The following is a 25837-nucleotide window of genomic DNA, read 5'->3' on the forward strand; positions in this document are numbered from 1 at the left end:
GGCCGGGGTTCCGCTTTGTCGAGCCTCGGGGCTCAGGTTTCGGTGAGCCAGTGGAACTGATGGCCCCCCAGGGCCAGGCGGCCCTCCTGCTGGATCGGGGTGCGGCCACTGGCGAGATCCACCAACCGCCGCCTGGGGTTCAGCCCATGGCGGGAGAGCATCTGCAGGTCGATCACATGGGCACGCGAATCGAAATTGGCGATCACCACCACCGTGTCGGAGGGCCGCTGGGGATTGAAGCGCAGCATGCCGAGCAGATGATCATTGCCGAGGGTGAGCAGCTCGCGATTGTTGAAATCCGCGAAGGCGGGGATCTCCTTGCGAATGGCGATCAGCTTCTGCATGGAGCGAAACAGGATGTGCTCCTCCGTTCCCGGTTGGTTGCGGCGCTCGGCCCGGCTCCAGTCGATCTTGTTGCGGTGCACCCAGCGGTTGTCATGGCTCTTGCTGGAATCCTCGCTGAAGCTGTAGTCGTTGAGGGTTCCGATCGCGTCGCCGTTGTAGATCAACGGGATCCCACCGAAGGACAGGATCACGCTGTGCAGGAGCAGGATCCGATCAATGGCGCCCTGGATCAGGGTCGGATCCCTGGTCTCGAGGGCCGTTTCCAGCCCCGCCAGGGAGGCGAGTGAGCCGCAGATCCGCGCATCGCCCGTGGCGTCATCGCGGTTGAAGGGCAATCCCCTGGCCTGGCCGTCGAAGCTGCCGGTGAAGTAATCGGTGAGGAAGCGGCGGTGGGCGCGGGGGTCGTAGCCAATGGCCCGGATGTCCTGATCATCGAAGCCGAAGCCGATGTCATCATGGCATCGAACGTAGTTCAGCCAGGTGGCCCGCTCTAACTTCGAGGGCAGGCTCTTGAGACCCTGGCACAGCAGTTTGGCGTTCTTGGTGGCGATCGCATCCCAGAGCAGGGCCATCATCGTGGCGTTGTAGGCCACCTCGCATTCCTTGGCGACGATTGCATCCTCCCCGAAGTATTTTGTGACCTCCACCGGTGCCACGATCGCCTCGGCGATGAACAGCACACTGGGGGCGGTGACCTGGCAGCAGTCCTTGAGGAGCTGCAGGATCAGGTGGGCGTTTCGCTCGTTCTGGCAGGGGCTTCCCAGCCGCTTCCAGAGAAAGGCCACCGCATCGAGACGCAACACATCCACGCCCTGATTGGCCCAGAACAGAATGATATCCAGGATTTGGATCAGAACCTCGGGATTAGCGTAATTGAGATCCCACTGATAGCAGTGGAAGACGCTCATCACCCAGCGCTGCATTTCCTCGTTCCAGGTGAAATTGCCCGGATCGGTGCCTGGAAACACCGATGGCATGCTCTGCTCGTAGATGTCGGGAACCCGGCGATCTTCGAAGGTAAAGTAGTAGTCTTGGTAATGAGGGTCCCCCGCCTTCGCCTTGAGGGCCCAGTCGTGCTCATCAGAAGTGTGATTCAAGATGATGTCATGAACCAGGAGGATGTCCCGCTTGCGGAACTCCTGGGCCACCTGACGGAAGGTCTCCAGGCTGCCCACACGCTCATCGATCTGCCTGAAATCACTCACTGCATAGCCGCCATCACTCTGCCCAACCGGACACTTCAGGATCGGCATGATGTGCACCATGTTGATGCCCAACTCCTGCAGGTACCCGATCCTGTTGTGGAGCAGATCCTCCAGGTTGTCGGCAAAGCCATTGGTGTACAGGGCCATGCCCACCCACTTCTGGGAGAGGAACCAGTTGTGGTCGCTCTCCCGGTTCATGTCGAGCTGCTCCAGCTCGGCGCTGCGCTGGATGTAGCCCCGCGCCATCGTTTCCACCAGCTTCAGGATCTGGGTGTTGAAATCATCGCGATGGCCGTAGAGAGTGCTGAACAGGGAGTGAATCGCATAGAAGTTGGCCCCCAGTCGTGTGTAGAAATGACGCAGATCCTGACGGCGGATTTCGGGCTTCAGATCATTGAGGATCGAGTTCAGCAGGGAATGGGAAACTTGTTCGTACATCAAGGCAAGGGGAGATCGGGTCGGGTGCTCGCAGCCGCTGCAGAGGGGTTCGGCTCAGGGGAGCATCCACGGGACCAGATCGGGATAGAAGTGGCCGATCCCCTCGAGAATCCCGGCTCCGTAGTGACCATTCATGCCCAGGAATCCCCCCCGGGCCACGTGGATCCGCTCGGCCTGGCCCTGGCTGGCGGCCAGCCGCTGGGCGGTGGCGATCAGCTCGGAGCTGGCGTTGGCCACGATCACACTGGCCACCGGGCTGACCAGGATCTCCAGATCGTTGCCGCTGTCCCCGGCGAACAGGGTGTTGCTCAGATCGAATCCCTGCTGCTCCATCAGAAACCGCACGGCCTGCAGCTTGCCCGCCGAGCTGGGCAGGATGTCGAGCAGCCCCACGCCGGCCGCCTCATCCAGGCTGAGACTCAGATGGGCCCCGATGCCGGCGGCCTCCAGGGTGCCCCGCACCCGGGCCTCCAGCTCCTGCGCATCGACGCCGAGCCGGTGGTAGTAACTGAGTTTGTGGCGTCCCTGTTTGGCCGGCTCCTGCTGCTCGATCCCGTCGAGGCCGGCCAGCAGCGGGGCCAGATCGGCCGCCGTGCGCCCGCCCCAGGGCTGCCCCACCCGGTCCTCCCAGGCGTCACTGCGGCTCCAGAGGCCCGCCTCGATCCGGTGCAGGGAGCTGCCCACATCGCTGATCACCCAGTCGGGCTGGGGCAGCCCGTACTGCCCGATCGCCTCCTGCACCAGGCCCCGGTCGCGGCCGCTCACGTAGGCCAGGCTGACGCCTGGGTGGCTGGCGAAACGCCGCACGCCGGGGCGGGCTTCCGCTGATTCCACCGCCTCGCCATTGGGCAGCAGGGTGCGATCGAGATCGGTGCAGAGCAGGAAACGCGGCATGGACTGGGGTGGGCGAGGGCGGGTAGTCCGCAGGGCAGTGCCGGCGATTGCGCCGGATCAGTTGGAGAAGAAGTGGTAATGCTCGATTGCTTCGAGAATGCCGCGGCAGTGGGCCCCTGCGGCGAAGTACACGCGCTCGTTTTCACTGAGGTTGGAGAGTTCCTCCCAGTGCCGGTTCGACACCACGACGCCAAGCGTGTTCCCCCGCAGCATGTCCTCATCTCCGCCGGAACCACCGGTGACCAGGCTGCGCTCCAGGGGAATCCGCAGCTGATTGACGACGAAACGCAGGGCCTGCCCTTTCGAGGCACGGGCCGGAATCACATCGAGATACTGGCCGAAGGAGAGGATGGCGTTCACCGAGAGTTCCTCCTGGCGCAGGATCGATTGAATCTCCACTAACGGTGGGGCCAGGGCGGCGTCATAGAAGTAGGAGAGCTTGAAGCGGCTCTGCTCCTCTTTCCCCTGGGGCCTGAGGCCGGGCACGCTCTCAAGCACCCGCCGAAGCACCTGGGGCGTCCAGGCGTGGTCGATGTGATGGCTCCAGGCGATGTCGCCGATCAGCTGGGCCGAGTAGTGAATCTCCGTTCCCAGGCTGGTGATCAGCACATCGGGGGTGGGAATGCCATAGGCCCGGATCAGTTTCAGGACCGAATCGAGCCGCCGGCCGGTGGCGATGCCGAACAGGAACTGCCGGCGGTGGCGGCGCACGGTGGTGATGAATTCCTGAAGGGCCTCGGCATCGCCCAGCAGCGTGTTGTCGATCGCCGTGAACAGGGCCCGGCGGCGGTCGCTCCCGGTGCGGCGGGCCGGAGCGGGGGGTGGGCTCAGCGCCTCATGGCGATCGGTGATCGGGCGGATCCGCTGGAGGTAGGCGGTGGCATGGGCATCCCAGGAATAGTGCGTCTTGACGTTCCGGATGCCATTGGCGGCGCAGCGTTGCCAGAGCTCCTGATCGGTGAGCAGCTTCTCGAGGGCGTCGGCGATCGCCCCCTTGTCGAGGGGATCGACCAGCAGCCCGTTGCGGCAGTTGCCGATGATGTCGACTGGTCCGCCGTTCTCCGTGGCCACCAGCGGCAGGCCGCTGGCGGCCGCCTCCAGCAGGGTGAGACCGAAGGGTTCGGTCAGGGCGGGATTGACGAAGACGCCCCCTGAGGCGGCGACCTGTCGGTAGATCTCGGGAACGTCGTCCGAACTGTGGTGCTTGGGGAGCGCCACCAGGCCATAGAGCTCGTGCAGATCGATCGCCAGCAGCAGTTCGGCGAATACCCCCTGGGCGTTGTCACTGAGGTCGCGGATGTCGTCGCGGTTTCCGGCCACGATGACGAGATTGGCCCGCTGCCGCAGGCTGGGAGATTCGCCATAGGCCTCCACCAGGGTGAGGATGTTCTTGCGCGGGTCCGGGCGGGAGAGCGCCAGGATCATCGGTTTGGCCGGCTCCTTCAGGTAGCGCTCCAAGCTGGAGGCGAACCCGAACGAGGCCGGGACCGCCGCGCCCCTGGGGGCCGGATGAAACAGCTCGAGATCGGTGCCAGGAGGGATCACCGCCATCTTCTCGGGGGCGTAGTAGTCGTAGAGGCCGTATTGATCCTCCACTTCGTTGCGCGTGCTGGTGATGATCAGTTCCGCATTGGCAAGGATGTCTTCTTCGGCCGAGAATCGCTCGGCCATGTGGTAGAGCTCCTCGATTTGGTCGTTGCTGGTGCCCATCGCCATCAGCCGCCGCCACTTGTCCCGGCCCAGGGAGTGGCCGGTGTGGATCAGGGGGATGCCGGTGGCCCGCGACAGCCTGACCCCCACGTAGCCCGCGTCGGCGTAGTGGGTGTGAATGATGTCCGGCAGGCGCGGCTGGTTCTGCATCCAGTCGTGCACGTTGTCAGCCAGGGTGTCGAGATGGGGCCAGAGGTTTTCCTTGGCGATGTAGGCCTCGGGGCCGGCTTCGATCCGCACGATGCGGGCCTTCTCGGCCAGCATTTCGATGGGCTGGGCATAATCCCTGCTCACCGCGGGATCGATCACCCTCCGTGTGATCAGGTCGACCCTCTCGATGGCATCCTGCCGGGCGAGGGCCCGGGTCAGTTCCACCACATATTTCGTCTGTCCGCCATTGTCGGCATCACGGCCGAGTTCAAGATTCTCCCCCCGGATCAGGCCATGAACGCTGATCAGCAGGATCGACAGCTGCCTCTGTGGGGTCTGGTCAGCCATTCAGGAATTGCTGCTCGGGAGTGGAGACCGTCGGTGGTGGCACAACCCAGAACCACTGCTCTGATCGCCAGCCCGGAGCCCAGGTGGGGCCGTGGGGACGTTCACGGTCGATGCGGCGATGGAGGACGGCGTGATGGGCTGTCAATCTTGCTGAATGGAACGCTTCTCAGGCTGAATTCCTTGGCTGAATTGCCTTGGCAGAATTGGTGTGTCTCTAGGCCTAGTTTTTGATCTGAACTTTATTCTGGCCGAAGCTTGTTTCAGGCCTGCATGGTTCAATTCTATTCAGTTATCTAGCATAAATATGGCTCTCTGTCAAGTCTTTCCGCTCCGTTATTGATGGCCCCGTGCAGTCCAGCCCGCGCAGCCCGGCCTGCGACCCCGCCCCGGGGCGGGGATATTCGGTCTGTTCGTCGGCATCCCGTTCGGGTCGCGTCCGTTGGCGGCGGCGGCCTCTCAGGACCCTCCGGTGCGGGCCCCATCCGGCTTGGGCACCGTGCTGGGGTTGCCGTTGCGGATGGCGTGATAGCCGGGCGAGAGAATCTCGATGTCGGCGGCGGCGAACTGGTCCTGGATGGCCCCCAGCAGCTCCGAGAGGGTCTCGCGGTAGGTGCTGGCATCCGCCACGAAGGCGCTGAGTTCGTAGCTGATGTGGAAATCGTTGAGGGAGGTCTGCAGCACGAAGGGCTTCACTTCCCGGGTGATGCCCTGGGTGGACGCCGCCGCCGCCAACATCAGCTCATGCACCTGCCGCCAGGGCACGTCGTAGCCGATCGTGATCGTGGTGGCCAGGGCCACGGGCCTCTGGATCTCCCGCCGGGAGAAGCTGTAGTTGAGGATCGAGGCGCTGATCACCGTGGCATTCGGGATGCTCACCAGCTCGTTGCGCGGGGTCTGCAGCCGGGTCACGAGCAGGGCCCGGTCCTGCACCACCCCCACCACGCCGTTGATCTCCACCCGGTCACCCACCTGAAACGCCCGCGTGTAGATCAGCATCAGGCCGCTGATGATGTTGGTGGCCACGGCGCTCGATCCCAGCGCGGCCAGCACGCCGAGGAACAGACCGGCCCCCTGGAACGCCTTGCTGCCGGAGCCGGGGATGTAGGGGTAGGAGATCGCCAGGCCGCCCAGCAGGATGGCCAGGTTGATCAGCCGTGCCGTGGGCTGGGCCCATTCGGGGTAGAAGCCGGGAATTTTCAGACGCCCCAGATTCACCGCCCGGAACCAGGCGTTGCTGCCCCGGATCAGCAGGGTGGTCAGCCCCAGGATCACCAGGATCGAGAGCAGGTCGGGGATGGCGTTGATCCCCCCCTGCACGAACCCCTGCACCAGCGCCAGGATCTGGCCCCGCAGACCCTCGGCCAGCTCCTGGGTGGGAGGAAAGAAGCCCAGCACCAGCGGAATCAGCAGATAGCTGATCAGGGCCAGCAGCCCCCAGTGAATGGCACTGCGGGCGAGTTGGATCACCCCGCGCAGCTGGCCGCTCTCCAGCAGCTGGTTCCCGCCGATGCTCACCCCGCCGATGATCGGATTGGCGGGATTGGCGATCCAGCGGCGGACCCGGCTGTTGCCCGCCAGCTGGCCCCGCAGCCAGAGCACGTAGAGCCCGAGGGCCAGCAGGGCAAGGCTCGTGCCCCGCAGCCAGGAGGCCGGCGTCTGGTTGATGCGATAGGTCCGGATGGCCGCTTCCACCTGGTCGCGATAGCGCCCGGCCAGCTCCTGGCGGCTCACACCGAAGCAGACCCCGGCGCGATCATCCACGGCCATCACCTGCTGGAAGCTCCCGTCGGCTTGGGCGATGCCCAGCAGCGAGTAGGGCGGCTCCTCGCGCACGACGATCTGCTCCGGCTTGACGGCATAGGTGTCGGCCAGCTGCGCCAGTCGGCGGTCGCCCCGACGGACGAACTGCTGCAGATCCTGGGCCCCTGGCGTCATCCGGATCTCCAGCACCTGACGGCCGCCCAGCCGGATCCAGGCGGGGGGATCGGCGCAGCCGGACGAAGGTTGTTCGCTGGCCTGGAGATGCTCTCCGGGGGCGACGGCCAACAGAAGAGCCAGGGCCAACAGCGTCAGCATGCGGCCCGGAGTTCGGATCATCGGGGAACCGGAATCAGGGATGCCCCATGATGCGTGGTACCGGGTGCGGCGCCGATCTCTGGAGTCCTGTTCGTCCGTTCTGGCTAGGGATGGAGAGACACGGACGATGCCCCATGCCCGATGCCGAGCCCGATCCGAAACCAGCCGCTGAAGGTGGACTCAGCCGACGGCTGAAATTCTTCAACGACATCATGTCCGGCGTGGCGGCCCTGACCGGAGTCCTGGCGGTGGTGATCTCCACGATCACCTCCAACCGGATCAACAAGCTCAGCCAGCACGCCCGCGCCGCCGATCTGGTGGGCAACCTCACCGCCAAGCTCACTTCCCAGGAGCTGGGGCGAGACATCTCCCTGCTGGCCCTAGAGCACGCGCTCAACGTGGATCAGACAGTGAATCAGAGTGTGCTCGACAAGCGGCTGCTGGCCCGGATCGCCGCCCTGCTGATCGAGGAGCGGCCGATCGGTGCCGACGCCCAGCAGCAGCAGCACTTCAGCAGCAGCGTCGACCGGGCCACCGAGGTGCTGCGGCGCATCATCGAGACCGACGAGCCCTGCCTCACCAGCTATTACGACTACCAGTCGATCACCAGTGCGAAGGCCAACCAACCCCGCAACGCGGAGGACAGCTCACCCCCCGACGCTCCGACGGAATGCCGGGACGGCAGTGCCATCGCCTTCAAGACCCTGGTGCGGCAGCTGCTCGGCTTTTCGGTCGCCTCCAGTGATCTGGTGAGCCCTTCCCAGCTGGCCGAGATCGGCGGCGGTGATCCCGCCCTCTCGACCCTGGCGGCAGGGGTGGTGGCCCAGTCAAGGGTGCTCAGCAATTTGTCCAACGCCTCGATCGATGCCGCCTCCCGCCGGGATCCGGCGGCGGAGCCGGCCAAAGCGGTGGTGGTGGTCCACATCGACAGCGCCAAGCCGGATCGGATCGAGGCGGTGGGCCGGATCACCGGGCAGCTGTCCACCGACCGCTGGTTCGTGGTGGCCAGCCCGAGGGTGGTGTTGCCCACGGCCCGGAGCTGTGGGGAGTCGAGCTCGGTGCGCTTCTTCCACAAGGCGGACGAGGCTCTCGCCGCCGGCATGATCGCCGACCTGGAGCGGATTCGGGAGGCGGACGCCCGGGTTGCCCCCCTGATCAGCGGCAGCGGCAACCGGCAGCCGTCGGTCCAGGCGGTGGATCTCTCCGGCTGGAAGTACGCCCAGTCGGTGCCGCGCCAGAACCTGGAGCTCTGGCTGATCTCCAAGGGGAAGGCCTGCACCGTGAGCCGGCGGGAACGGCAGGTCCGGAGGCAGGCCCAGGCTGCGGCGGCTGCGTCCCCCGGCGCGTCCTGACAGCGGCTCCCGGGCGGTTCCGGGACATCCGGCCCGGCCCGGCGGGGCTCGCGGCCCGAGCTGATCCTGCGTCGGCCTCCTTCCCGGTACCTCCGTTAACGTGACAATCCTCTGCCGGTCGGGTCATGGGCGACAGGGTTCCCGGCGCCGCCGGCGCCTCCCCCGCTGATCCCGGCGCCCCTGGGGTGGGCGGCGGCTGGCCGGTGATCGACGGCTGGGCCAGGGCCACCCTCTCGCCGAAAGGGACCCTGCTCTGGCAGACGCTGCTGCACAAGAGCGCCTGCCTCTCCTGCGCCTGGGGCACCGGCGGCCAGAACGGCGGCTTCCGCGACGAGCTGGGCGAGCCCCTGCAGCGCTGCCTCAAGAGCGTGGAGGCGATCGGCGCCGAACTGCAGCCGGCGGTGCCCGAGGCCGTGTTCGGCCAGCGCAGCATCGAGCAACTGCAGCAGCTCAGCTCCCGGGAGGCCGACCGCCTCGGCCGCCTCAGCCATCCCCTGATCCTGCGCGAGGGCCGCAGCCACTACGAGCGGCTCGGCTGGGACGACGTGTTCGAGCTGGCGGAGGCCGCCTTCCGCCGTCCGCCGGAGCGGGTGGCCTCCTACAGCTCCGGCCGTTCCTCCAACGAGGCCGCCTACCTGCTGCAGTTGCTGCTGCGGGCCCTGGGCTCCAACAACCTGGCCGACTGCTCCGACCTCTGCCATGCCCCCTCCACCGTGGGGCTGGGCGAGGTGTTCGGCTCGGGCACCTCGATGGTGAGCCTGGAGAGCCTGCAGCAGGCGGAGTGCGTGGTGCTGGTGGGCTCCAACGCGCCGGCCAACCACCCGCGGCTGATGAATGAGCTGATCCGCCTGCGCGAGCGCGGCGGCAGTGTGATCGTGATCAATCCGGTGCTGGAGGTGGGCCTGCTCAAGTTCGGCTCCCCCGCCTTTCCGATCAAGTCGATGCTGCGCGGTTCGGAGATCGCCTCGCTGTTCCTGCAGCCCGTGCCGGGCAGCGATACCGCTGTGTTTGTGGGGATTCAGAAGGCGCTGCTGGAGGCCGGCCAGGTGCAGACGGAGTTCCTCAAGGCCCACGCCAAAGGCGCCGAGGCGGTGCTGGAGCAGGTGCGCAGCACCGGCTGGGAGGCGATCAGCGGCTGCTGCGGCCTCAGCCGCGAGGAACTGGAGCACGCCGCCGCCGTGATCGCCCGCTCCGATGGGGTGGTGTTCGCCTGGGCGATGGGGATCACCCACCACGCCAACGGCACCGCCAACGTGCATGCCATCGCCAACACGGCCCTGCTCAGCGGCAACGTGGGCCGGCCCGGAGCCGGCACGATGCCGATCCGCGGCCACTCCAACGTGCAGGGCTTCGGCTCCATGGGCGTCACGGTGAAGCTGCGCGCCGAGATGCAGCAGGCCCTCGAAGCCCTGCTGGGGCGCCCGCTCAGCCGCGTGCCCGGCTACGACACCCGCGCCCTGATCGAAGCGGCGGAAGCCGGATCGGTGGACACCCTGCTCTGCCTGGGGGGCAACCTCTGGGGCGCCAATCCCGATTCGCAGCAGGCCCGCCGCGCCCTGGGCCGCATCGACACGGTGATGTATCTGGCCACCAAGCCCAACCAGGGCCACTTCCACGGCCTGGCAGCCCGCCAGACCCTGGTGCTGCCGGTGTTCAACCGCTTCGAGACCCCCCACCGCACCACCACCGAATCGGGCAACAACTTCGTGCGCCTCAACGAGCCCGGCAGCACCCACCTCAAGCAGGCCGATCTGATCAGCGAGGTGGGCTTCCTGGCCGAGCTGGCCCGGCGGCTGATGGGCAGCGATCCGATCGACTGGGGCCGCCTGCAGGATCCCGCCTACATCCGCGAGCTGATCGCCCGCACCGTGCCCGGCTACGGCCCGATCGCGGAGATCGATGCCACCCAGCGCGAGTTCAGCGTGGAGGGGCGGGTGTTCGAGCAGCCCAGCTTCCCCACGCCCTCGGGGAAAGCACGAATGGAGCCCACACCCCTGCCGGCGCTGGAGCTCCCGGAGCCGGCCCACTTCGGCGGCCTGGCGCCGGGGGAATCCGGTCTGGTGCTGGCCCTGATCACCGCCCGCAGCTACGGCCAGCACAACACCGTGGTGTACAAGGCCGCTGACGCCTACCGGGCCATGCCGCACCGCCAGACGATCCTGATGAACCGGGCCGACCTGGCCCGCTCCGGCCTGGCCGCCCACCAGCGGGTGACGGTGCAGGGCGAGGCCGGCCGGCTGGAGGCCATCGAGATCATCCCCGGCGAGATCCGCGAGGGCGCCGCGCTGATGTTCTATCCGGAGGTGAACGCGATCATCCGGCCCCCCGTCGATGCCCGCAGCGGCACGCCGGCCTTCAAGCGGGCGCCGGTGCTGGTGCGCGGCGCCTGATGGCGGGGGTGCTGCGGGCGCGCCTCTCGCGCCGGATCGCCTTCTGGATCTTCCTCAATTTCCTGGTGGTGGAGGCGATCGTGCTGGTGCCCTCGGTGCTCCGCCAGGCCGAGCGGCTCTCCGAGCAGCTGCGGGCGGTCACCAACGGCAAGGTGGAATGGCTGCTGGCCACCGGCGCGGGATCCTCCACGGCCGCCCTGCTCACCGGCGTGAAGCAACTGCAGGACCCGGCCATGCTGCAGGGAATCGAAGGGGCCGCCCTTTACCGCCAGTCGAGCGGCGCGTTGCTGGGGGCCTTCGGCCAACCGCCCCGTCTGTCCTCCGCCGAAGCCCTCCGAAGCGGGGCCCGGGGCCGGTGGTTCCCCCTGCTGGGGACCTACGACGCCGTCTGGACCAGCTCCAGCCTGGGGGGCGACCATCTGCTGGTGATCCGCCACGACGCTGCCGGTCTGCGGGAGGGCCTGCTCGGCTACATCCTCAACATCTGTCTGATCGTGCTGGGGATCGCCGCCTTCCTTACCCTGATCACGATGCTGGTGATGCACCGGCTCGTGATCGGCCGGATCCTGGATCTGCGCGACCACCTCCGGGAGGCGGGGCTGGCCCTGGGCGCGGGCGGCGTCATTGAGCCCGCCCGGCACCTGATGCCCGCCGGCCGCGACGACGAGGTGGGGGACGTGGAGCAGGCCTTCAACCAGTCGGTCCTGCGCACGAGCGCCGAGATGGGGCGGCGCCAGGAGGCCGAGCGGAGTGCCCAGTGCGAGCGGGACCGGGCCGAGGGGCTGCTGCTCAACATCCTGCCGGCCCCGATCGCCGAGCAGATGAAACAGGGGCAGCTCACCATTGCCGAGACCCACCCCCAGGTGAGCGTGCTGTTCGCCGACATCGTCGGCTTCACCGAACTGAGCGGCCGGCTCTCCTGCCATGCCCTGGTCGATCTGCTCAACCGGGTGTTCACCGCGTTCGACCAGCTCAGCGACCGCCACGGGGTCGAGAAGATCAAGACCATCGGCGACAACTACATGGTGGTGGGGGGTCTGCCGACGCCGACGCCGGGCCAGACCGAGGCGATCGCCGCCATGGCCCTGGACATGCGGCGGGTGATCGCCGCCGTCAGCACGCCCTTCGGCGAGCCGCTCCGCCTGCGCATCGGCATCCACGCCGGGCCGGTGGTGGCCGGGGTGATCGGTACGCACAAATTCATCTACGACCTCTGGGGCGAAACGGTGAACATCGCCAGCCGCATGGAGTCGAGCGGCCTGCCCGGCCGTATCCAGGTCTCAACCCCAGTCTGCGATCAGCTCAGGGGGAGCTACGTCCTGGAGGCCCGCGGGCTGGTGCCGATCAAGGGAGTCGGCCCCATGGCCACCTTCTGGCTGGAGGGTCCGCGCGATCCCGCCCCGCCCTCAGGGGGCTGAGTCCGGCGTGGATTGCCAGCGGCGCGCCAGCAGCCAGGCCGGCAGGCTGAGGCCGATCAGGCCCAGGGCCCAGAGGCTGTTGGTCGTGTCGCTCAGCGCCGCCCCCACCAGAAAGGCCAGCGAGCCCAGGCCCACGATCGCCGCCGGCAGCGGGTGGCCCCAGGCGCGGAACGGGCGCTCCAGCTCGGGCTCCCGCCAGCGCAGCACCACCTGGGCGGCGATCCCGGTGAGATAGAGGAGTACGTAGAGGAAGGAGGTGAGGCCCAGCAGCACCCCGAAAGCGCCGAAGGCCACCAGCAGGGTCGTGGCCGCCGTGGTGACCAGCAGGGCGAGCATGGGGGTCCCTCCGGCGTTGACCCGGGCCAGGGGGGGGAGAAGCAGACCGTCGCGGCTGAGGCCGTAGAGCACCCGCGGCGCCGCCATGATCACCGCATTCACCAGCCCGAAGCAGGACACCAGCGCCAGGGCGGTGATCAGCTGGCCGCTGAGGGGACCGAACAGCAGCCGGGCGGCATCGGCCAGGGGCAGGCTGGAGGCGGCGATCGCCCCCAGCGGCAACACCTGGAGCAGGGCCAGGTTCACCAGGAAGTAGAGCCCGATCACCGCCACCACCCCGCCGATCAGGGAGCGCGGCAGGTCGGTGGCCGGTGTGGCGAACTCCTCGGCGAAGTAGATCGGGCTGTGCCAACCGTCGTAGGTGGTGATCACCGCCTGGAGCGCCAGCACCGCGGCGGCGGCGAAGGAGAGGGCCGCCGCCGGCGAGGCCGTTGCCGCCGCCAGGACCGCTCCGCCTCCGCCCAGCCCGGCGGCCTCCAGACCCCGCGACGGGCCGAGCAGGAAACAGGCCCCGATCAGGGCCAGAAAGGCCAGGGCCTTGGCCGTGCTCAGCAGTTTCTGGCTGAGGCTGCCGGCCTCCAGCCCCTGGCGCTGGATCAGGGCGAACCCCACCAGGGTGAGCACGGCGATCGCCTTGCCGCCGATCGGCAGGCCCGGCAGCAGGGCCAGGGTGTATTCGCCGATTGTCACGGCCACCCAGGCCAGGCCGGCGCAGTGGCCCAGCCAGTCGATCCAGCCCACGGCGAAGCCGGCCCGATCCCCCCCCGCCCGCCGGGCGTAGACGTACCATCCCCCGGCGCTCGGCAGGGCGGCGGCGAGTTCCGCCACCACCACGGCGCCGAGCAGGGCATAGAGGCCGCCGGCCAGCCAGGCGGCCAGCATCAGCCCGGGATTGCCCAGCTCGGCCGCCACCAGCCCCGGGGTCCGCAGGATGCCGGCTCCGATCGTGCCTCCCACCGCCCCGGCGATGCCGAAGCTCACGCCGAGGATGCTCAGCAGGCCGCCTTCCGCGGGCACGCTCGGCTGCGGGTCTGGCCGGCTGGGGTCCACAGGCGGCGGCGGCGGGCATGAGCCTAGGGGGATCGCTCGCCCGGATCCGCCCGACCGGGGGGCCCGGGGGGATCCAGGGCCAGGGGCTTGCTCAGCAGTCGCCGGCCCAGGTCGCCGTAGCCCTGGCGGAGGTAAAGGGCGGTGGCGCGGGGATTGTCGGCTTCGGCCTCCAGCCGCAGGGTGCCGATTCCGAGGGCGCGACAGGCGGCTTCGGCGAGGGCCAGGGCTCGGGCGCCGGCGCCCCGGGAGCGGCCGGAGGGGGCGATGAACAGCTCATCGACGAAGGCGATGCGGCCGTCCATCTCCAGGCTGAAGGAAAAGGCCAGCAGCAGGTAGCCCACCGGTTCACCGCCCACCTCAACCCACCAGAGCCGGCCGGCGCCGGGATCGTCGAGCAAGGCCAGCAGCAGCTCCCGTTTGCGGGCCTCCGAGAAGGCGTAGCCGAAATGGCTGTAGAAGTCGCGCACGAAGGGCAGCAGGGCGTCGATCGCCCGGGCCTCGACCTCCACCAGGGCGATCCGCGTCGTCACGGCCCCACCTCCCCCAGGGGCCAACAGCGGGTGGAGGCGATCAGGGCGTTCTGGTCCAGGCCCTGGCTGCGGCGGATCTCCGAGCGCCGGGTCTCGGCCACGGTGCCGTGCAGCCGCTCCCCCATCGCGTCCCGCAGCAGGGCACTGGCCTCGAACGCCGCGGTGGCGGCGGCCAGGTCCACCGGCAGCCGCGGGGCGGCGCCCTCGCCGCGACCCGGATCTCCCGACACCGGCGGTGGCAGGGGACGGGGGCGCCGCAGCGCCGCCTCGATCACCGCCATCACGCCGCCGAGCAGCAGGTAGGGGTTGGCGCTGAGGTCGCTCACCTTGAGCTCCAGATGGGAGGGCTCCCCCGCCGCCGAGGCCGGAATCAGCCGCAGGGCCGCCTCCCGGTTCTCCACCCCCCACACCTGGAACGGAGCCGCCCAGCGCCCGGGCGCCAGCCGCCGGTAGGACACCGCCAGGGAGCAGGCCAGGGGCAGCAGCGCCGGCAGCTCCGCCAGCAGGCCCGCCAGCAGCGCTTCCCCCTCCGGAGTCAGGCCGGCCACCCCCATCCCGCCCCCGAGCAGGGGCCGTCCGTCCCGCTTCAGGCTCAGGTGCAGGTGACCGCCGTTGCCCACCAACTCGGGGTCCACCAGCGGGCTGAAGCTGCAGCGCCAGCCGAAGCGCTGGCTCACCCGCTGGATCACCAGCCGGGCGGCCACCAGCCGGTCGGCGGCCTCCAGGGGCCGGGCCGGGGCGAGGGAGAGCTCGAACTGGCCGGCGCCGTACTCGGGGTGGAGCTGGAGCCAGTCGAGGCCGGCCCCGTCGAGGGCGTCCGCCACGGCCGAGAGGTAATCGAGTCCCTCCACCAGCCGGTCGGCGCCATAGGGGCCACCCGCCACGGCGGCCTGCCAGAGGCCATCGCTGTCGGGCCGTCCCACCATCCATTCGATCTCGAAGCCCGCCAGGGGGGCGAGCCCCTGCTCCATCAGGGTCTGCTGCCAGCGCCGGCAGAACCGGCGCTGATCCAGGTCATAGGGCTCCCCATCCGGGCTGCGGCGCTCCCCGGCGGCCCAGGCCCAGCCCCGGCCGGGGTCCAGGGCCCTCAGGCTGGCCAGATCCGGCACCAGCCGCAGGTCGCCGTCCGGCCGGGCCAGCGACTGGAGCGGATCGATCCCGCCGGTGGCGCCGAAGGCGTCGGAGACCGGCGAGAACCCCACCCCGGCGTGGGCCACCTGCGGCAGCCGCTGGATCGGCACCCCCTTGGCCAGCACGGCGCCGCCATGGGTCACGAAGGTGATCGCCAGTCGGCGCAGGCCCTGCTCCAGCAGGGTGGCCACCAGGGCGGCGGCCTGGAGTTCCTCCTCCTGGCGCTGGCCGGGGGCCTCGCCGGAGTCGGGGCGGTGGATCGGGATTGGCACGGGCGGGCCGTGGGGAGTGCAGCGGATCATCGCCGGAGTCCGCCCTGGGTGGCGCGGGTCGGCAGGACCATCCCGGCCCGCCGGTCGGTCGGTGCCGGCGCGATCGGGCCCGGGGCTGGGAGGATCACAGCATGGCCGGCACCGCCCTCCTGCTCGTCGATCTTCAGAACGGGACCTGCGGCCCGGCCCAGGCCCTGCGGCGCCCCCAGTTCGATCGCCTGTTCCGTGAGCGCACCCTGCCCCAGGCTGAGCGCACCCTGCGGCTCTGCCGCGCGGCTGGGGTGGAGGTGATCCACACCGTGATCGAGAACCTCACGGCGGACGGCCGGGACCGGAGCCTCGACTACAAGCGCTGTGGGCTGGGCTTCCCGCCCGGCTCCTGGGAGGCGCAGGTGATCGATCCGCTGGCGCCGTTGGTGGAGGAACTCGTGCTGCCGAAGAGTTCCTCCTCGCCGTTCAGCTCCACGAGCCTGGATTACCTGCTGCGCAACCTCGGCATCGACGCGCTGCTCGTGGCCGGCATCCTCACCGACCAGTGCATCGATCACACCGTCAAGGACGCGGCGGATCGCGGCTACTGCGTGACCTGCCTCACCGACGCCTGCATGGCCGAAACGCTCGAGCGCCACCGGGCGGCTCTGAAGTGCTTCAGCGGTTACTGCCGGCAGCTGGAGGTGGCGGCCTGGGCGGCGACGTTCGGCTGAACGGTGGATTCCGAGCAGCGGAGGACGGGGTCGAGCGGCGGATTCAGCCGAGCGAAAGGAGGGAGGGGGCCGGCTGGCCATCACTCTGGCTGTCGCTCCAGCGCAGCTGGGCCTCCACGTCGGCACGCACCACCTCGCGATAATCGAGGAAGTGCTCGTTGAGCATCAGAAGGCTGAGGTAGTCGCCGAGCAGCTGGGGACGCTGCCGTGCCATGCGGAGCAGCTGGCGCCAGAACAGCCAGCGGCTCTCGCGCCGCACCCCCTGGCGCCAGAGCAGCACCAGCACCCCGGTCGCTTCCGAGGGCCGGGGAAGCTGGGTCCACCAGCGCCGCGGGCAGGCCGGATCCTCCAGCCAGCGGGGCAGCCCCAGCGACTGGCAGTAGGCGAAGACCCGCTCCAGATAGGGGCGGGGCTCGTAGAGCCGGGTGAAGGCCGATACGAACTCGGCTGCGATCTCCGGCATCGGCCGGCTGGGGCGGAAATTCAGCAGGTGGGTCTGGACCCCTTCGTCGAAGTCCCCGCTCCCGTTCAGCAGCCGGCCCTCCCGCTCCAGCCGGTGCCAGAGGGCCGTGCCGGGCAGGGCCTGCAGCACCCCGAGCATCGCCACCGGAATGCCGGTGGCGCGCACGAATCCCACGATCCGATCCCCGGCTCCCGCCCGTTCACCGTCGAAGCCGAGGATGAAGCCGGCCATCACCTGCAGCCCGTGGGCGGTGATCGTCGCCACCGCCTCCTCGAGGGAGCCCCGGGTGTTCTGCACCTTGCCGGCCGTGGTCAGGCTGGTGGTGTCAGGCGTTTCGATCCCCAGGAAGACGCGCCGGAACCGGCAGGCGGCCATCCGCTCCATCAGCACCGGATCGGCGGCCAGATCGACGGAAGCCTCGGTCAGGAAGGAGAAGGCGAAGCCGTGGCGGCGTTGCCACTCCAGCAGCGGCGGCAGCAGCCGGTGCACGTTGCGCTTGTTGCCGATGAAGTTGTCGTCGACCAGGAACACCTGCCCCCGCCAGCCCAGCCCGTACAGGGCATCCAGTTCCCCCAGCAGCTGCTCGGGGGTCTTGGTGCGGGGCCGGCGTCCGTAGAGCACGATGATGTCGCAGAACTCGCACTGGAACGGACAGCCCCGCGAGAACTGCACCGCCATGGCGTCGTAGGCCCCGAGCTCGAGCAGGTCGAAGCGCGGCACCGGCGTGCCGGTGACATCGGGTTTCTCCCCCCCGGCGCTGAACCGGCCGCCCCGCTCGCCCCGCTCGAGCGCCGCGAGGAACGCCGGCAGGGTGATCTCCCCTTCATCGAGCACGAGATAATCAGCTTCGGCCAGTTCGGGGGCGTCGGGGGTGGAGCTGGCGAAGGGTCCGCCCACGGCCACGGGCAACCCCCGTTCCTTGGCGGTATGGACCAGGGCGGCCAGATCCCGTTTCTGCACGAGCATCGCCGAGAGGATGACCAGATCGGCCCAGTCCCACTCGGCCGCGCTGATCTCGCGCACGTTGTGATCGACCAGCTTCAGCTCCCAGGCCTCGGGGAGCATGGCGGCCACGGTGATCAGGCCCAGGGGCGGGAGCAGAACCTTGCGACCCACGAGCTCCAGAACCGTGTCGAAGCTCCAGAAGGTCTTGGGGAAGGTGGGGTAGAGGAGAAGAGCATGCATGGGGGGCTCCGGGGGGATGGCCCCGGCAGGGCATGGTGCTCCTCTCACCCCTAGCCAGAGCCGCCCCGGCTGTCAGGGCTCAGCCGCCCAGGTAGGCCATCTCGGCGTGGGCCGCTGCCGGCGCGGTCCGACCGGGTGGGTCCGCCCCGGGGCGGCGCTCCTCGCTGTAGCGATCCAGGCGTTCCCGCCACAGGCTGCCCATCCGCTCCACCAGGGCGTTCCGTTCCGGCCGCGGCCGCAGCCAGGGCTTGAGATCGAGACCGGTGGCGGCGAACAGGCAGGTGTAGGCCACGCCGTCGGCGGTGATGCGCAGGCGGTTGCAGTCGCCACAGAAGGGGGCGCTGATCGAGGCCACCACGGCCAGATGGCTCCCGCCGGGACCGCCGGCCCCCCCCCCGTCGCGGTACCGCCAGCGGCCGGCGGTGCCGTGGCTCGGCCGGCCCACCGGCTCCAGTGGCCAGACCGCACCGATCCGGCCCAGCATCTCGGCCGCCGGCACCACCTGCTCGAGGTTCCAGCCGTTGCGGTTGCCCACATCCATGAATTCGATCAGCCGCAGCTCGATCCCCAGCCGCCGGGCCAGCCCGGCCAGGGGCAGCAGCTGGTCGTCGTTACGGCCGCGGGCGACCACGGCGTTGAGCTTGAGCTGGCCCGCCGCCGGATCGAAACCGGCGGCGCGGGCGTGCTCCAGGGCGGCCAGCACCCGGGCCAGCAGCGCTTCACCCGCGGTGGCTCCCCCGGCCAGGCCACCCATCCGCGCCACGCTGGCCCCGTCGGTGCCATCGAGGCTCACGGTGAGCCGGTCCAGCCCCGCCGCCCGCAGGGATCGGGCCCGCTCGGCGTCCAGCAACACCCCGTTGGTGGTGAGGGCGATCTCCTCGAGGTCAGCGCCCGGCGACTCGCCGGGGTTCCGGCGGGAGCGGAGGCCGGCCACCAGCGCCTCAAGGCCCCGGTGCAGCAGGGGTTCTCCGCCGGTGAGGCGCAGCCGCCGAAAGCCCAGTTCCGCCGCGGCGTCCACCAGCAGGAGGCGTTCTCCGGCCGTGAGCAGCTCGGGGGGATCTTCGAGGTCGGGGCAGCAGTAGGGGCAGGCCAGGTTGCAGCGGGCGGTCAGCGACAGCCGCAGCACCCCGGTCGGCCGGCCGAGGCGATCCAGGGGTGGGGCATTCAGGGGCACGGCAGCCCGGCGCGAGGCGCTCAGCCTGGCGCAGGCGGCGGACAGTCGTCGGGGGTGTTGGCGTTCACCATCTCGGCGGGATCGAGCCCCACGGCGACGTAGCCCTGGGTCTGCTCCAGCCAGCGCAGCAGGCTGCGGCCGCCGCGGCCGGTGAAGACCTCGGCGGCGGCCCGGTTGGTGGGGGTGGCCGGGTAGAGCCCGAGCAGGGGCTGCAGCCGCTCCCCGTCGTGGGCGAGGTGGATCGTGTTCGGATCGACGCTGCCGGCGGCCGCGGCGATCAGCTGCCGCAGCGTGGCGCTGCGTAGCCTGGGCATGTCTACCGGGGCCAGCAGCAGGAGCTCGCCGGGGTGGCGGGCCATCAGACGGGTGAGGGCCAGCATCGGACCCTGCTGCGGCGGCGGCTCCAGCATCACCTCCAGATCCAGCCCCTCCCGCCGGCCCAGCTCCCCCGCCAGCCGCCCGTGCCCCCGGTGCCGGCTGAGCAGGGTGATCGGCGCCCCCAGCGGCGCCAGTTGTCGCAGGGTCTGTTCCAGCCAGGTTCCGCCGGCGGGGTGGGGCAGCAGGGCCTTGTCGGTTCCCATGCGTCGGCTCTCGCCGCCGCTCAGCAGGCAGGCCCGCAGCGATGGGGGGAGGGTCATCCCCTCATGCTCTCAGTCGCTCCCCCACGAAGGCGAGCACGGCCTCGATGGCGGCCCCCCGGTCGCAGTCCCGGAAGAGTTCGTGGTGGGAGCGCTCGAGGCGGACGAGGCGTTTCTGCTCCGGCGGGGTGCCGAGTGCGTTCCAGAGGGCCCGTTCATTGCCGCGAGCAACCACCCCATCGCGGCGGCTCTCCAGGATCAGCGCCGGGGCGCGCACCTCCCCCAGGCGGCTGCGGCTGCGGCGGGAGAACTCCAGCATCGTGCTGACGGCGTCCATGGGCGCCCAGGCGTAGCTGTGATCGCAGGCCCCCTGGGCCGGATCCGCATAGGTCTTGGGAATCGACCAGCTGTCCCACAGCCGCTGCACCAGTGGCGCGAGCGCCTGCAGCGGCCGCCCCGGAGCCAGGGGGGAGGCGAGCAGGATCGGGGCGGCCGCGAGCACCAGGCTGTCGATGCGCTGCGGATGGTCGGCGGCCAGCGTCAGGGCCACCAGGGCACCCATGGAGTGGCCCAGCACAACCACCCGTTCCGCCTGGCGCTGCAGGTCTGTCAGCGCGGCCTCGCCGTCCGCCACCCAGTCGGTCCACCCCACCCCCCTCAGGGCCTCGGGGGAGGGGGCGCCGTGGCCCCGCAGCAGCGGCAGCGCCAGGGGCAGACCCAGCTGCCGCAGGGGTGGTTCGAGCCGGTCGAACGAGGCCGGAGTGCCCGTGAAGCCGTGCAGGAGCAGAACACCGAGGCGGGCGGGCATTCAGTCCCACTCCAGATCGGGCAGATCGCGGAAGGCGCTGCGCACCCCGGCGCTCCAACCGGCGCTCAGACTGCTCACGTAGGCGTCCCCCTCGAGAAAGCGGCGCCTCCGGCTCAGCCGGAGGCTGTCGCGCTCGTAGCTGATCAGATCGATCGGCATGCCAACCGACAGGTTGCTGCGCATCGTGGAGTCGAAGGACACGAGCACGCACTTGGTGGCTTCCGCCAGGGTGGTGCCGGGGTCGAGCACCCGGTCGATGATCGGCTTGCCGTACTTCGCCTCCCCGGTCTGCAGGAAGGGGGTGTCCTCGCCGGCTTCGATGAAGTTGCCTTCCGAATAGATGCGAAACAGCCGTGGCGCCTCGCCCCTGATCTGGCCGCCCACGATGAAGGAGGCGTTGAAGGCCGTGGCGCTGCTCTCCAGATAGGGGGCGTCCCGCCGGTGGATGTCCCGCACGGCATCGGAGATCAGCAGCACGGCATCGAACAGGGTTCGGGCGCTCCAGAGGCTGGGGGGGGCGGCGTCCGCCTCCGGGTCGGAGCCCGCCCCGCCCCCGGCTTCGCCCCGTTGCCGGAGCAGGCTGATCACCGCCTGGGTGGTGGCCAGATTGCCCGAACTCAGCAGCACGATCACCCGATCGCCGGCCCGCTCGAAGCTGGCCATCTTGCTGTAGGTGGCGAAATTGTCGACCCCGGCGTTGGTGCGGGAGTCGGAGGCCAGCACCAGGCCCTCCGCCAGCAGGATTCCAACGCAGTAGGTCATCCCTCGGGGGCGGCTGGCAGGCAACGTTAGGCTCGTGCCCATCGGATCGATGCTCCGCCGACTCCGGGGCGGGGATGTTGGCGCCGGTCCGGCGTGACGACGTCCGCCCGGCCTTTCTGGCCGCCAGCCTCCCCCCGTGCGGCGGCGGGTGAGAGCGGCGGCATCCCCGCCGGGGACCGGGCCCCGTTCAGGGGCAGCGCACCCGCTGCACCGCCCCTTCCACCCCGACCATCCGCATGGTGAGCCCCCGTCCATCGGGAGAGAGCGTCAACTCCCGCAGATCGAGCCAGGTCGTCCCTTCCCCGCCCAGCTGGCTGACCAGCACCAGGGTGTCCGGGTCAGCCTGCTGGGCGGCCCGCACCGGGCTTTCGCCCACGATCGCCAGGTGCGGGCCGCCGCTCTCGTAGAAGGAGATCGCCTCGGCATCGAGGCGGAGCCAGGACTCATCCGTCGCCGCCGCCGAGCAGTGCTGGGCCTCGGCCATCCAGATGCCCCGGAACCGGTCGGGAACGGTGCTGAGCCGTTCGGCCGCCACCGCCGGAGCGGCCAGAAGCACAAGGGCCATGGCCAGGGTGCGGCAGGGGCGGAAGGGCATCGGCTCGGGACGGGTGCTTCAACCTGGCCCGGACCGGGCCGGCCGGCAACGGCCCAGCCGCCGGCCCCGCGGGCGCCTACTCCTCGAGGGCCACCAGATCCCGCAGCTGGCCGGGGTCGAGTCCTCCCAGCCAGTCCTCGCCGCTGCCGACGATGTCCTCGGCCAGACGGGCCTTCTCCCGGATCATGCGGTCGATCTTCTCCTCCACGGAACCGCTGGTGATGAACTTGTGAACCATCACGCGGTTGGTCTGGCCGATGCGATAGGCGCGGTCGGTGGCCTGGTTCTCCACCGCGGGGTTCCACCAGCGATCGATGTGGAACACGTGGCTGGCCCGGGTGAGGTTGAGGCCCACACCACCGGCCTTGAGGGAGAGGAGGAACAGCTGCGGACCGCGGGGGTCGTCCTGGAAGCGATCCACCATCGCCTGGCGCTCCCCCTTGCTCGTGCTGCCGTAGAGGAAGGGCACGTCCTGGTGGAACCGCTGCTGCAGGTGCGCCTTGAGCAGGTGCCCCCACTCGGCGAACTGGGTGAACAGGAGGGCGCGATCGCCCGCCTCGATCACCTCCTCGACGATCTCGTCCAGCCGCTGCAGCTTGGCGGAGCGGGACCCGAAGCCCTGGCCCACCGTCTGTTCGCCAAGGGCCAGGGCCGGATGGTTGCAGACCTGCTTGAGGCGGGTGAGCAGACCCAGCACCCGGCCGTGCTTCTGGCCGAGCGGCAGCCGGGCGATGGCTTCGAGGGTCTCGTCCACCGTGCGGCGGTAGAGGATGACCTGTTCGGGGGAAAGCCCCACCCATTCGCACAGCTCCACCTTCTCGGGCAGGTCGGAGATGATCGAGCGGTCGGTCTTGAGCCGCCGCAGGATGAATGGCCCCACCCGCCCCTTCAGGTCCCGCAGGGAAGCGGTGTCGCCGTACCGCTCGATCGGCAGTCGGTAGCGCTGGCGGAAGAACTCCTCCTCCCCCAGCACCTTCGGATTGAGGAAGTCCATCAGGGCCCACAGTTCGCTGACCCGGTTCTCCACCGGCGTGCCGGTGAGGGCGATGCGGAAGCGGCTGTGCTTGCCGGTGCGGGCCAGGGCACGGGCCGCCTGGCTCTGCTTCGCCGAGGGGTTCTTGATGGCCTGGGCTTCGTCGATCACCAGCCCCTGCCAGTCGATGCGCTCCAGCAGCGCGCTGTCACGCTGCAGCAGCCCATAGCTGGTGAGCACCAGGTTGACGCCCTTGAGCGCCTTCTTCAGGGCCGCCTCGCTGGAGGCGCGGCGGGGGCCGTAGTGCTCCACCACCACCAGCTCCGGCGTGAAGCCCGCCGCCTCCCGTTTCCAGTTGGTGAGCACCGAGGTGGGGGCCACCAGCAGCACCGGCTTCCTGAGCTCCTGCTCCACCTTGAGGTGCTGCAGGAAGGCCAGCAGCTGGATCGTCTTGCCCAGGCCCATGTCATCGGCCAGGCAGGCGCCCTGGTCAAAGCGGTGCAGAAAGGCCAGCCAGCCCAGGCCCCGTTCCTGGTACGGGCGCAACTGGCCGGCGAATCCTTCCGGAGCCGGCAGCGGATCGGGCGCCTTCTGCTGGTGGTACTGCTCCAGCACCGCCTGGAGACGCGGCCCGGCCGTGAAGCGGTGCACCGGCAGCCGATGCAGGGTCTCCCCCTCGTTGCCGGTGAGGCGCAGGGCGTCGTCGAGGCTGAGCGGAGGATCGAGGGCGCAGAACTTCTCGGCGTTGCGGAGATCACTGGGGCGCAGCTCGATCCAGGCGCCCTTGTGCTGCACCAGCGGGCTGCGTCGGGCCGCGAGCTTTTCCAGGTCCCGCAGGCTGAGGGTCACGCCGCCGATCATCAGCTCCCAGCGCCAGCGGAGGGTTTCGCCGAGGCTGAAGCCCCGGGAGCTCTCGGGCAGATCGGCCTCCACCGAGAGGCCGAGCCGGCTGGCCAGCCCCCCGCTCAGGCTGGGGGGCAGGGAGACCCCCACCCCCACGTCCCGCAGCCGGCTGGCGGCTGTGCGCACCAGCACGAAGGCTTCCGCCGGCGTCAGGGCCATCTGCTCCGGGGTCGAGAGATCGAGGCCCCGCTCGATCGGCTCGAACACCTGCAGGGCCCTTCCCAGACCCTCCAGCAGCAGTTCGCCCGGCTGCTGGAGTTCCTGTTCCCCGAGCTGGAGGCGGCGGTCACCGGCCGCCCAGACCGAGGCCGCCGGCAGCTTCAGGCTCGGGTCGGCCTCCGCCTGCAGGCTGAAGCGCAGCGGCCAGAGTTCCTCGCCCTCCTCCGGCGTGTCCAGCTCCAGGCAGGCCCGCGCCGGCGCCATGCGGCCGGCCACGGCTTCCCGCCAGTGATGGGTGGCGATCCTCAGCCGCTCGGTGTCCTCGTCATTGAGGTCCAGCCGGCCATCCCCCGGACCCAGGGCCCGCTGCCAGGCGGTCAGCAGGGGATCGAGACCCTGGGAATCCGGCTGGAATCCGGCCCGCAGCCTGGCGTCGAGCAGGTCGGTGAGGATCCCGACCAGACGGCGACGACCCGACCCCGGCCGCCAGCAGGCCAGGGGCATCGGCGGTTCGGCCCCCCCCAGAGCCACCCCCAGCCCCGGGGCGGCCCCATTGCCCTGGCCGGCGCGGGCCCCGTCGGCCTCCAGCGCCGCTAGCGCCACCAGGGGCAGGCGGGAGGCCAGATCCTCCAGCCGCCGCCGGTCGTCCTCCCGGTTCAGCAGGGGAATCCAGCGGGCCCGGCCGCCCTCCACCTGGGGCAACCAGCGGCCGCGCGCCACCAGGCTGAGCATCCAGCGCTGCAGGTGACTCCACCAGCGCAGCTCGTCGGCCAGATCGGGGTGATCCCCTGAGAGGGGCAGCTGGCCCAGCCAGGTGGCGGCCGCACCGGGCTCCAGCCACCAGCCCTCCACCCTCCAGGGCCACCACTCCACAGTTTTCGGGATCGGTTCGCCGGCCTGGAGCGGCAGACCGCTCCAGGCCCCGTCCCCCCCGCCGGCCCCGACGCCGCTGCGGCGGCCGCGGGCCTTCTGGCTGCGGCTGGGCAGGCTCACGGTGGCGCCGGCCGGGCGGAAGTCCTCCGTCCAGAGTTCGTGCTCTTCGAGCCAGGCGCCGAAGGAATCCTGATCAAGGCTGAGCGGATGGGGGGGCGGCTCCAGCTGGGGCGAGACGGGGTCCGCCACCCGCCAGGTGTCAGCCCAGAGGAGCAGGCCGGGGCGACCGGCGAGGGCACTGGGCAGCCAGGTGGCGTGCAGCAGGCTCATCGGGGCTGCTCGGTTCGAGCGGATCGGACGCGTTCATCGGTTTGGCTGGCCAGGATCATTGGTGCGGACGGCCAAGTGAGAGCGCGGCGGCAAGCCGGAAGCGGACCGTTCGCGCGGTGGTTCGCCCCGACGCGACCAGGACCAGGACCTGCTCGCCCCCACTCTGCCGGATGGTCCTCCGTTGGTCCCGTCGTGGTTCAGGGCCGCAGGCCCGGCAGCAGCCGCGGCAGGGCGGCCAGCAGCAGGGCGCTGCCGCAGAGCGGCCACCAGAGCGGCAGCCAGAGGAGGACAAGCTCCCCCAGGGCGGCCGGCAGGGGCAGGGGCATCGACCGCTCCGGCCCGGGCAGACTCGCCCCCAGGCTGCGAATCCCGCAGACCGCGCCCACCAGCCCGGCCTGGAGATGGCCGTCATCCGGATCTACCCGTTGCAGGTGGAAGGCCAGCAGGCCGTAGAAGAGGCCGCAGCCCCCGGCCCGCAGCGCTGGCTCCAGGCCCAGGGCCACCAGCGCCAGGGCCATGGCGCTCCCCCCGGCCAGCAGCGCCCAGGCGATCGACTTCAGCCGCAGGAGGCCGCGCGGGTCGGCGCTGGCCAGGGATGGGGTGGGGGCGTGCGGCTCTGGCACGGGGACAGCAGGGGTGGGGGGTGGGGGAGGTGCGGAAGCGGCGTGACCGGTGCTGGGCGATC

The 25837-nt window shown here is 70.0% G+C and carries 19 protein-coding genes; 4 read left to right on the forward strand and 15 right to left on the reverse strand.

Annotation, left to right across the window (positions count from 1 at the left end; all coding sequences use genetic code 11):
• Positions 1-32 precede the first annotated feature (32 nt).
• From ACWJI7_RS02945 to ACWJI7_RS02960, 4 genes are all read right to left on the reverse strand, one after another.
• Positions 33-1988 (reverse strand): alpha-amylase family protein, encoded by a 1956-nt coding sequence (locus ACWJI7_RS02945; RefSeq protein ID WP_479935220.1) that lies wholly within the window; start codon positions 1986-1988, stop codon positions 33-35.
• Positions 1989-2042: 54 nt separating this feature from the next.
• A complete protein-coding gene (locus ACWJI7_RS02950) occupies positions 2043-2882 on the reverse strand; it encodes an HAD-IIB family hydrolase (protein ID WP_479935222.1) in 840 nt (279 codons plus the stop codon).
• 57 nt (positions 2883-2939) lie between these two features.
• Positions 2940-5090 (reverse strand): HAD-IIB family hydrolase, encoded by a 2151-nt coding sequence (locus ACWJI7_RS02955; RefSeq protein WP_479935224.1) that lies wholly within the window; start codon positions 5088-5090, stop codon positions 2940-2942.
• Between the two features lie 456 nt (positions 5091-5546).
• Entirely contained in the window at positions 5547-7187 is a 1641-nt protein-coding gene (locus ACWJI7_RS02960) for a mechanosensitive ion channel family protein (RefSeq protein ID WP_479935226.1), read from the reverse strand.
• Between the two features lie 113 nt (positions 7188-7300).
• Here ACWJI7_RS02960 and ACWJI7_RS02965 point away from each other — a divergent pair, with 113 nt between their 5' ends.
• The 3 genes from ACWJI7_RS02965 to ACWJI7_RS02975 all read left to right on the forward strand — a co-directional run bounded on the left by ACWJI7_RS02965 (position 7301) and on the right by ACWJI7_RS02975 (position 12326).
• A complete protein-coding gene (locus ACWJI7_RS02965; RefSeq protein ID WP_479935228.1) occupies positions 7301-8518 on the forward strand; it encodes a hypothetical protein in 1218 nt (405 codons plus the stop codon).
• A 125-nt stretch (positions 8519-8643) separates the two neighbouring features.
• On the forward strand, positions 8644-10908 hold the full coding sequence (locus tag ACWJI7_RS02970; protein ID WP_479935230.1) for an FdhF/YdeP family oxidoreductase: 2265 nt from the start codon (positions 8644-8646) through the stop codon (positions 10906-10908).
• Entirely contained in the window at positions 10908-12326 is a 1419-nt protein-coding gene (locus ACWJI7_RS02975; RefSeq protein ID WP_479935232.1) for an adenylate/guanylate cyclase domain-containing protein, read from the forward strand. The genes ACWJI7_RS02970 and ACWJI7_RS02975 overlap by 1 nt, the downstream gene beginning before the upstream one ends.
• On the opposite strand, the gene ACWJI7_RS02980 is transcribed toward ACWJI7_RS02975, so the two are convergent.
• From ACWJI7_RS02980 to ACWJI7_RS02990, 3 genes are read right to left on the reverse strand one after another with little or no spacing between them, the layout of a single operon-like run.
• Positions 12315-13679 carry an APC family permease gene (locus tag ACWJI7_RS02980; protein WP_479935234.1) on the reverse strand — a complete coding sequence of 455 codons (1365 nt, stop codon included), beginning with the start codon at positions 13677-13679 and terminating at the stop codon, positions 12315-12317. The genes ACWJI7_RS02975 and ACWJI7_RS02980 overlap by 12 nt on opposite strands.
• A 56-nt stretch (positions 13680-13735) precedes the next feature.
• Entirely contained in the window at positions 13736-14242 is a 507-nt protein-coding gene (locus ACWJI7_RS02985) for a GNAT family N-acetyltransferase (RefSeq protein WP_479935236.1), read from the reverse strand.
• The gene (locus ACWJI7_RS02990; protein WP_479935238.1) at positions 14239-15645 is read right to left on the reverse strand and encodes a type I glutamate--ammonia ligase; all 1407 of its coding nucleotides are present in this window, start codon (positions 15643-15645) and stop codon (positions 14239-14241) included. The genes ACWJI7_RS02985 and ACWJI7_RS02990 overlap by 4 nt, the downstream gene beginning before the upstream one ends.
• 131 nt (positions 15646-15776) lie before the next feature.
• Here ACWJI7_RS02990 and ACWJI7_RS02995 point away from each other — a divergent pair, with 131 nt between their 5' ends.
• On the forward strand, positions 15777-16349 hold the full coding sequence (locus ACWJI7_RS02995) for a cysteine hydrolase family protein (protein WP_479935240.1): 573 nt from the start codon (positions 15777-15779) through the stop codon (positions 16347-16349).
• 43 nt (positions 16350-16392) lie between these two features.
• On the opposite strand, the gene ACWJI7_RS03000 is transcribed toward ACWJI7_RS02995, so the two are convergent.
• The 8 genes from ACWJI7_RS03000 to ACWJI7_RS03035 all read right to left on the reverse strand — a co-directional run bounded on the left by ACWJI7_RS03000 (position 16393) and on the right by ACWJI7_RS03035 (position 25775).
• Positions 16393-17997, reverse strand: coding sequence for a B12-binding domain-containing radical SAM protein (locus tag ACWJI7_RS03000; protein ID WP_479935242.1), 1605 nt, complete (start codon positions 17995-17997; stop codon positions 16393-16395).
• Between the two features lie 79 nt (positions 17998-18076).
• Positions 18077-19171, reverse strand: a complete 1095-nt coding sequence (locus ACWJI7_RS03005; protein ID WP_479935244.1) for a GTP 3',8-cyclase MoaA — start codon at positions 19169-19171, stop codon at positions 18077-18079.
• A 20-nt stretch (positions 19172-19191) separates the two neighbouring features.
• Positions 19192-19809 carry a molybdenum cofactor guanylyltransferase gene (locus tag ACWJI7_RS03010; protein ID WP_479935246.1) on the reverse strand — a complete coding sequence of 206 codons (618 nt, stop codon included), beginning with the start codon at positions 19807-19809 and terminating at the stop codon, positions 19192-19194.
• 4 nt (positions 19810-19813) lie between these two features.
• Positions 19814-20557 (reverse strand): alpha/beta hydrolase, encoded by a 744-nt coding sequence (locus tag ACWJI7_RS03015; protein ID WP_479935248.1) that lies wholly within the window; start codon positions 20555-20557, stop codon positions 19814-19816.
• Positions 20558-21319: a proteasome-type protease gene (locus ACWJI7_RS03020; protein ID WP_479935250.1), complete on the reverse strand. Its 762-nt coding sequence runs from the start codon at positions 21317-21319 to the stop codon at positions 20558-20560.
• A 187-nt stretch (positions 21320-21506) separates the two neighbouring features.
• Complete coding sequence (locus ACWJI7_RS03025; RefSeq protein WP_479935252.1) at positions 21507-21914, reverse strand: hypothetical protein; 408 nt, start codon at positions 21912-21914, stop codon at positions 21507-21509.
• Between the two features lie 76 nt (positions 21915-21990).
• Positions 21991-25152, reverse strand: a complete 3162-nt coding sequence (locus tag ACWJI7_RS03030; protein WP_479935254.1) for an SNF2-related protein — start codon at positions 25150-25152, stop codon at positions 21991-21993.
• 197 nt (positions 25153-25349) lie between these two features.
• Positions 25350-25775, reverse strand: coding sequence for a hypothetical protein (locus tag ACWJI7_RS03035; RefSeq protein WP_479935256.1), 426 nt, complete (start codon positions 25773-25775; stop codon positions 25350-25352).
• Positions 25776-25837: the final 62 nt, after the last annotated feature.

Source organism: Cryptocyanus atlanticus LEGE 06306, from assembly GCF_056633155.1.

Coding starts and splice junctions, on each gene's coding strand:
- ACWJI7_RS02975 (WP_479935232.1), top strand. CDS start 10,908: ATGGCGGGGGTGCTGCGGGCGCGCCTCTCGCGCCGGATCGCCTTCTGG.
- ACWJI7_RS03025 (WP_479935252.1), bottom strand. CDS start 21,914: ATGCCCTTCCGCCCCTGCCGCACCCTGGCCATGGCCCTTGTGCTTCTG.
- ACWJI7_RS02945 (WP_479935220.1), bottom strand. CDS start 1,988: ATGTACGAACAAGTTTCCCATTCCCTGCTGAACTCGATCCTCAATGAT.
- ACWJI7_RS03000 (WP_479935242.1), bottom strand. CDS start 17,997: ATGCATGCTCTTCTCCTCTACCCCACCTTCCCCAAGACCTTCTGGAGC.
- ACWJI7_RS02955 (WP_479935224.1), bottom strand. CDS start 5,090: ATGGCTGACCAGACCCCACAGAGGCAGCTGTCGATCCTGCTGATCAGC.
- ACWJI7_RS02965 (WP_479935228.1), top strand. CDS start 7,301: ATGCCCGATGCCGAGCCCGATCCGAAACCAGCCGCTGAAGGTGGACTC.
- ACWJI7_RS02960 (WP_479935226.1), bottom strand. CDS start 7,187: ATGATCCGAACTCCGGGCCGCATGCTGACGCTGTTGGCCCTGGCTCTT.
- ACWJI7_RS03010 (WP_479935246.1), bottom strand. CDS start 19,809: ATGACCCTCCCCCCATCGCTGCGGGCCTGCCTGCTGAGCGGCGGCGAG.
- ACWJI7_RS03020 (WP_479935250.1), bottom strand. CDS start 21,319: ATGACCTACTGCGTTGGAATCCTGCTGGCGGAGGGCCTGGTGCTGGCC.
- ACWJI7_RS03030 (WP_479935254.1), bottom strand. CDS start 25,152: ATGAGCCTGCTGCACGCCACCTGGCTGCCCAGTGCCCTCGCCGGTCGC.
- ACWJI7_RS02950 (WP_479935222.1), bottom strand. CDS start 2,882: ATGCCGCGTTTCCTGCTCTGCACCGATCTCGATCGCACCCTGCTGCCC.
- ACWJI7_RS02995 (WP_479935240.1), top strand. CDS start 15,777: ATGGCCGGCACCGCCCTCCTGCTCGTCGATCTTCAGAACGGGACCTGC.
- ACWJI7_RS03015 (WP_479935248.1), bottom strand. CDS start 20,557: ATGCCCGCCCGCCTCGGTGTTCTGCTCCTGCACGGCTTCACGGGCACT.
- ACWJI7_RS02970 (WP_479935230.1), top strand. CDS start 8,644: ATGGGCGACAGGGTTCCCGGCGCCGCCGGCGCCTCCCCCGCTGATCCC.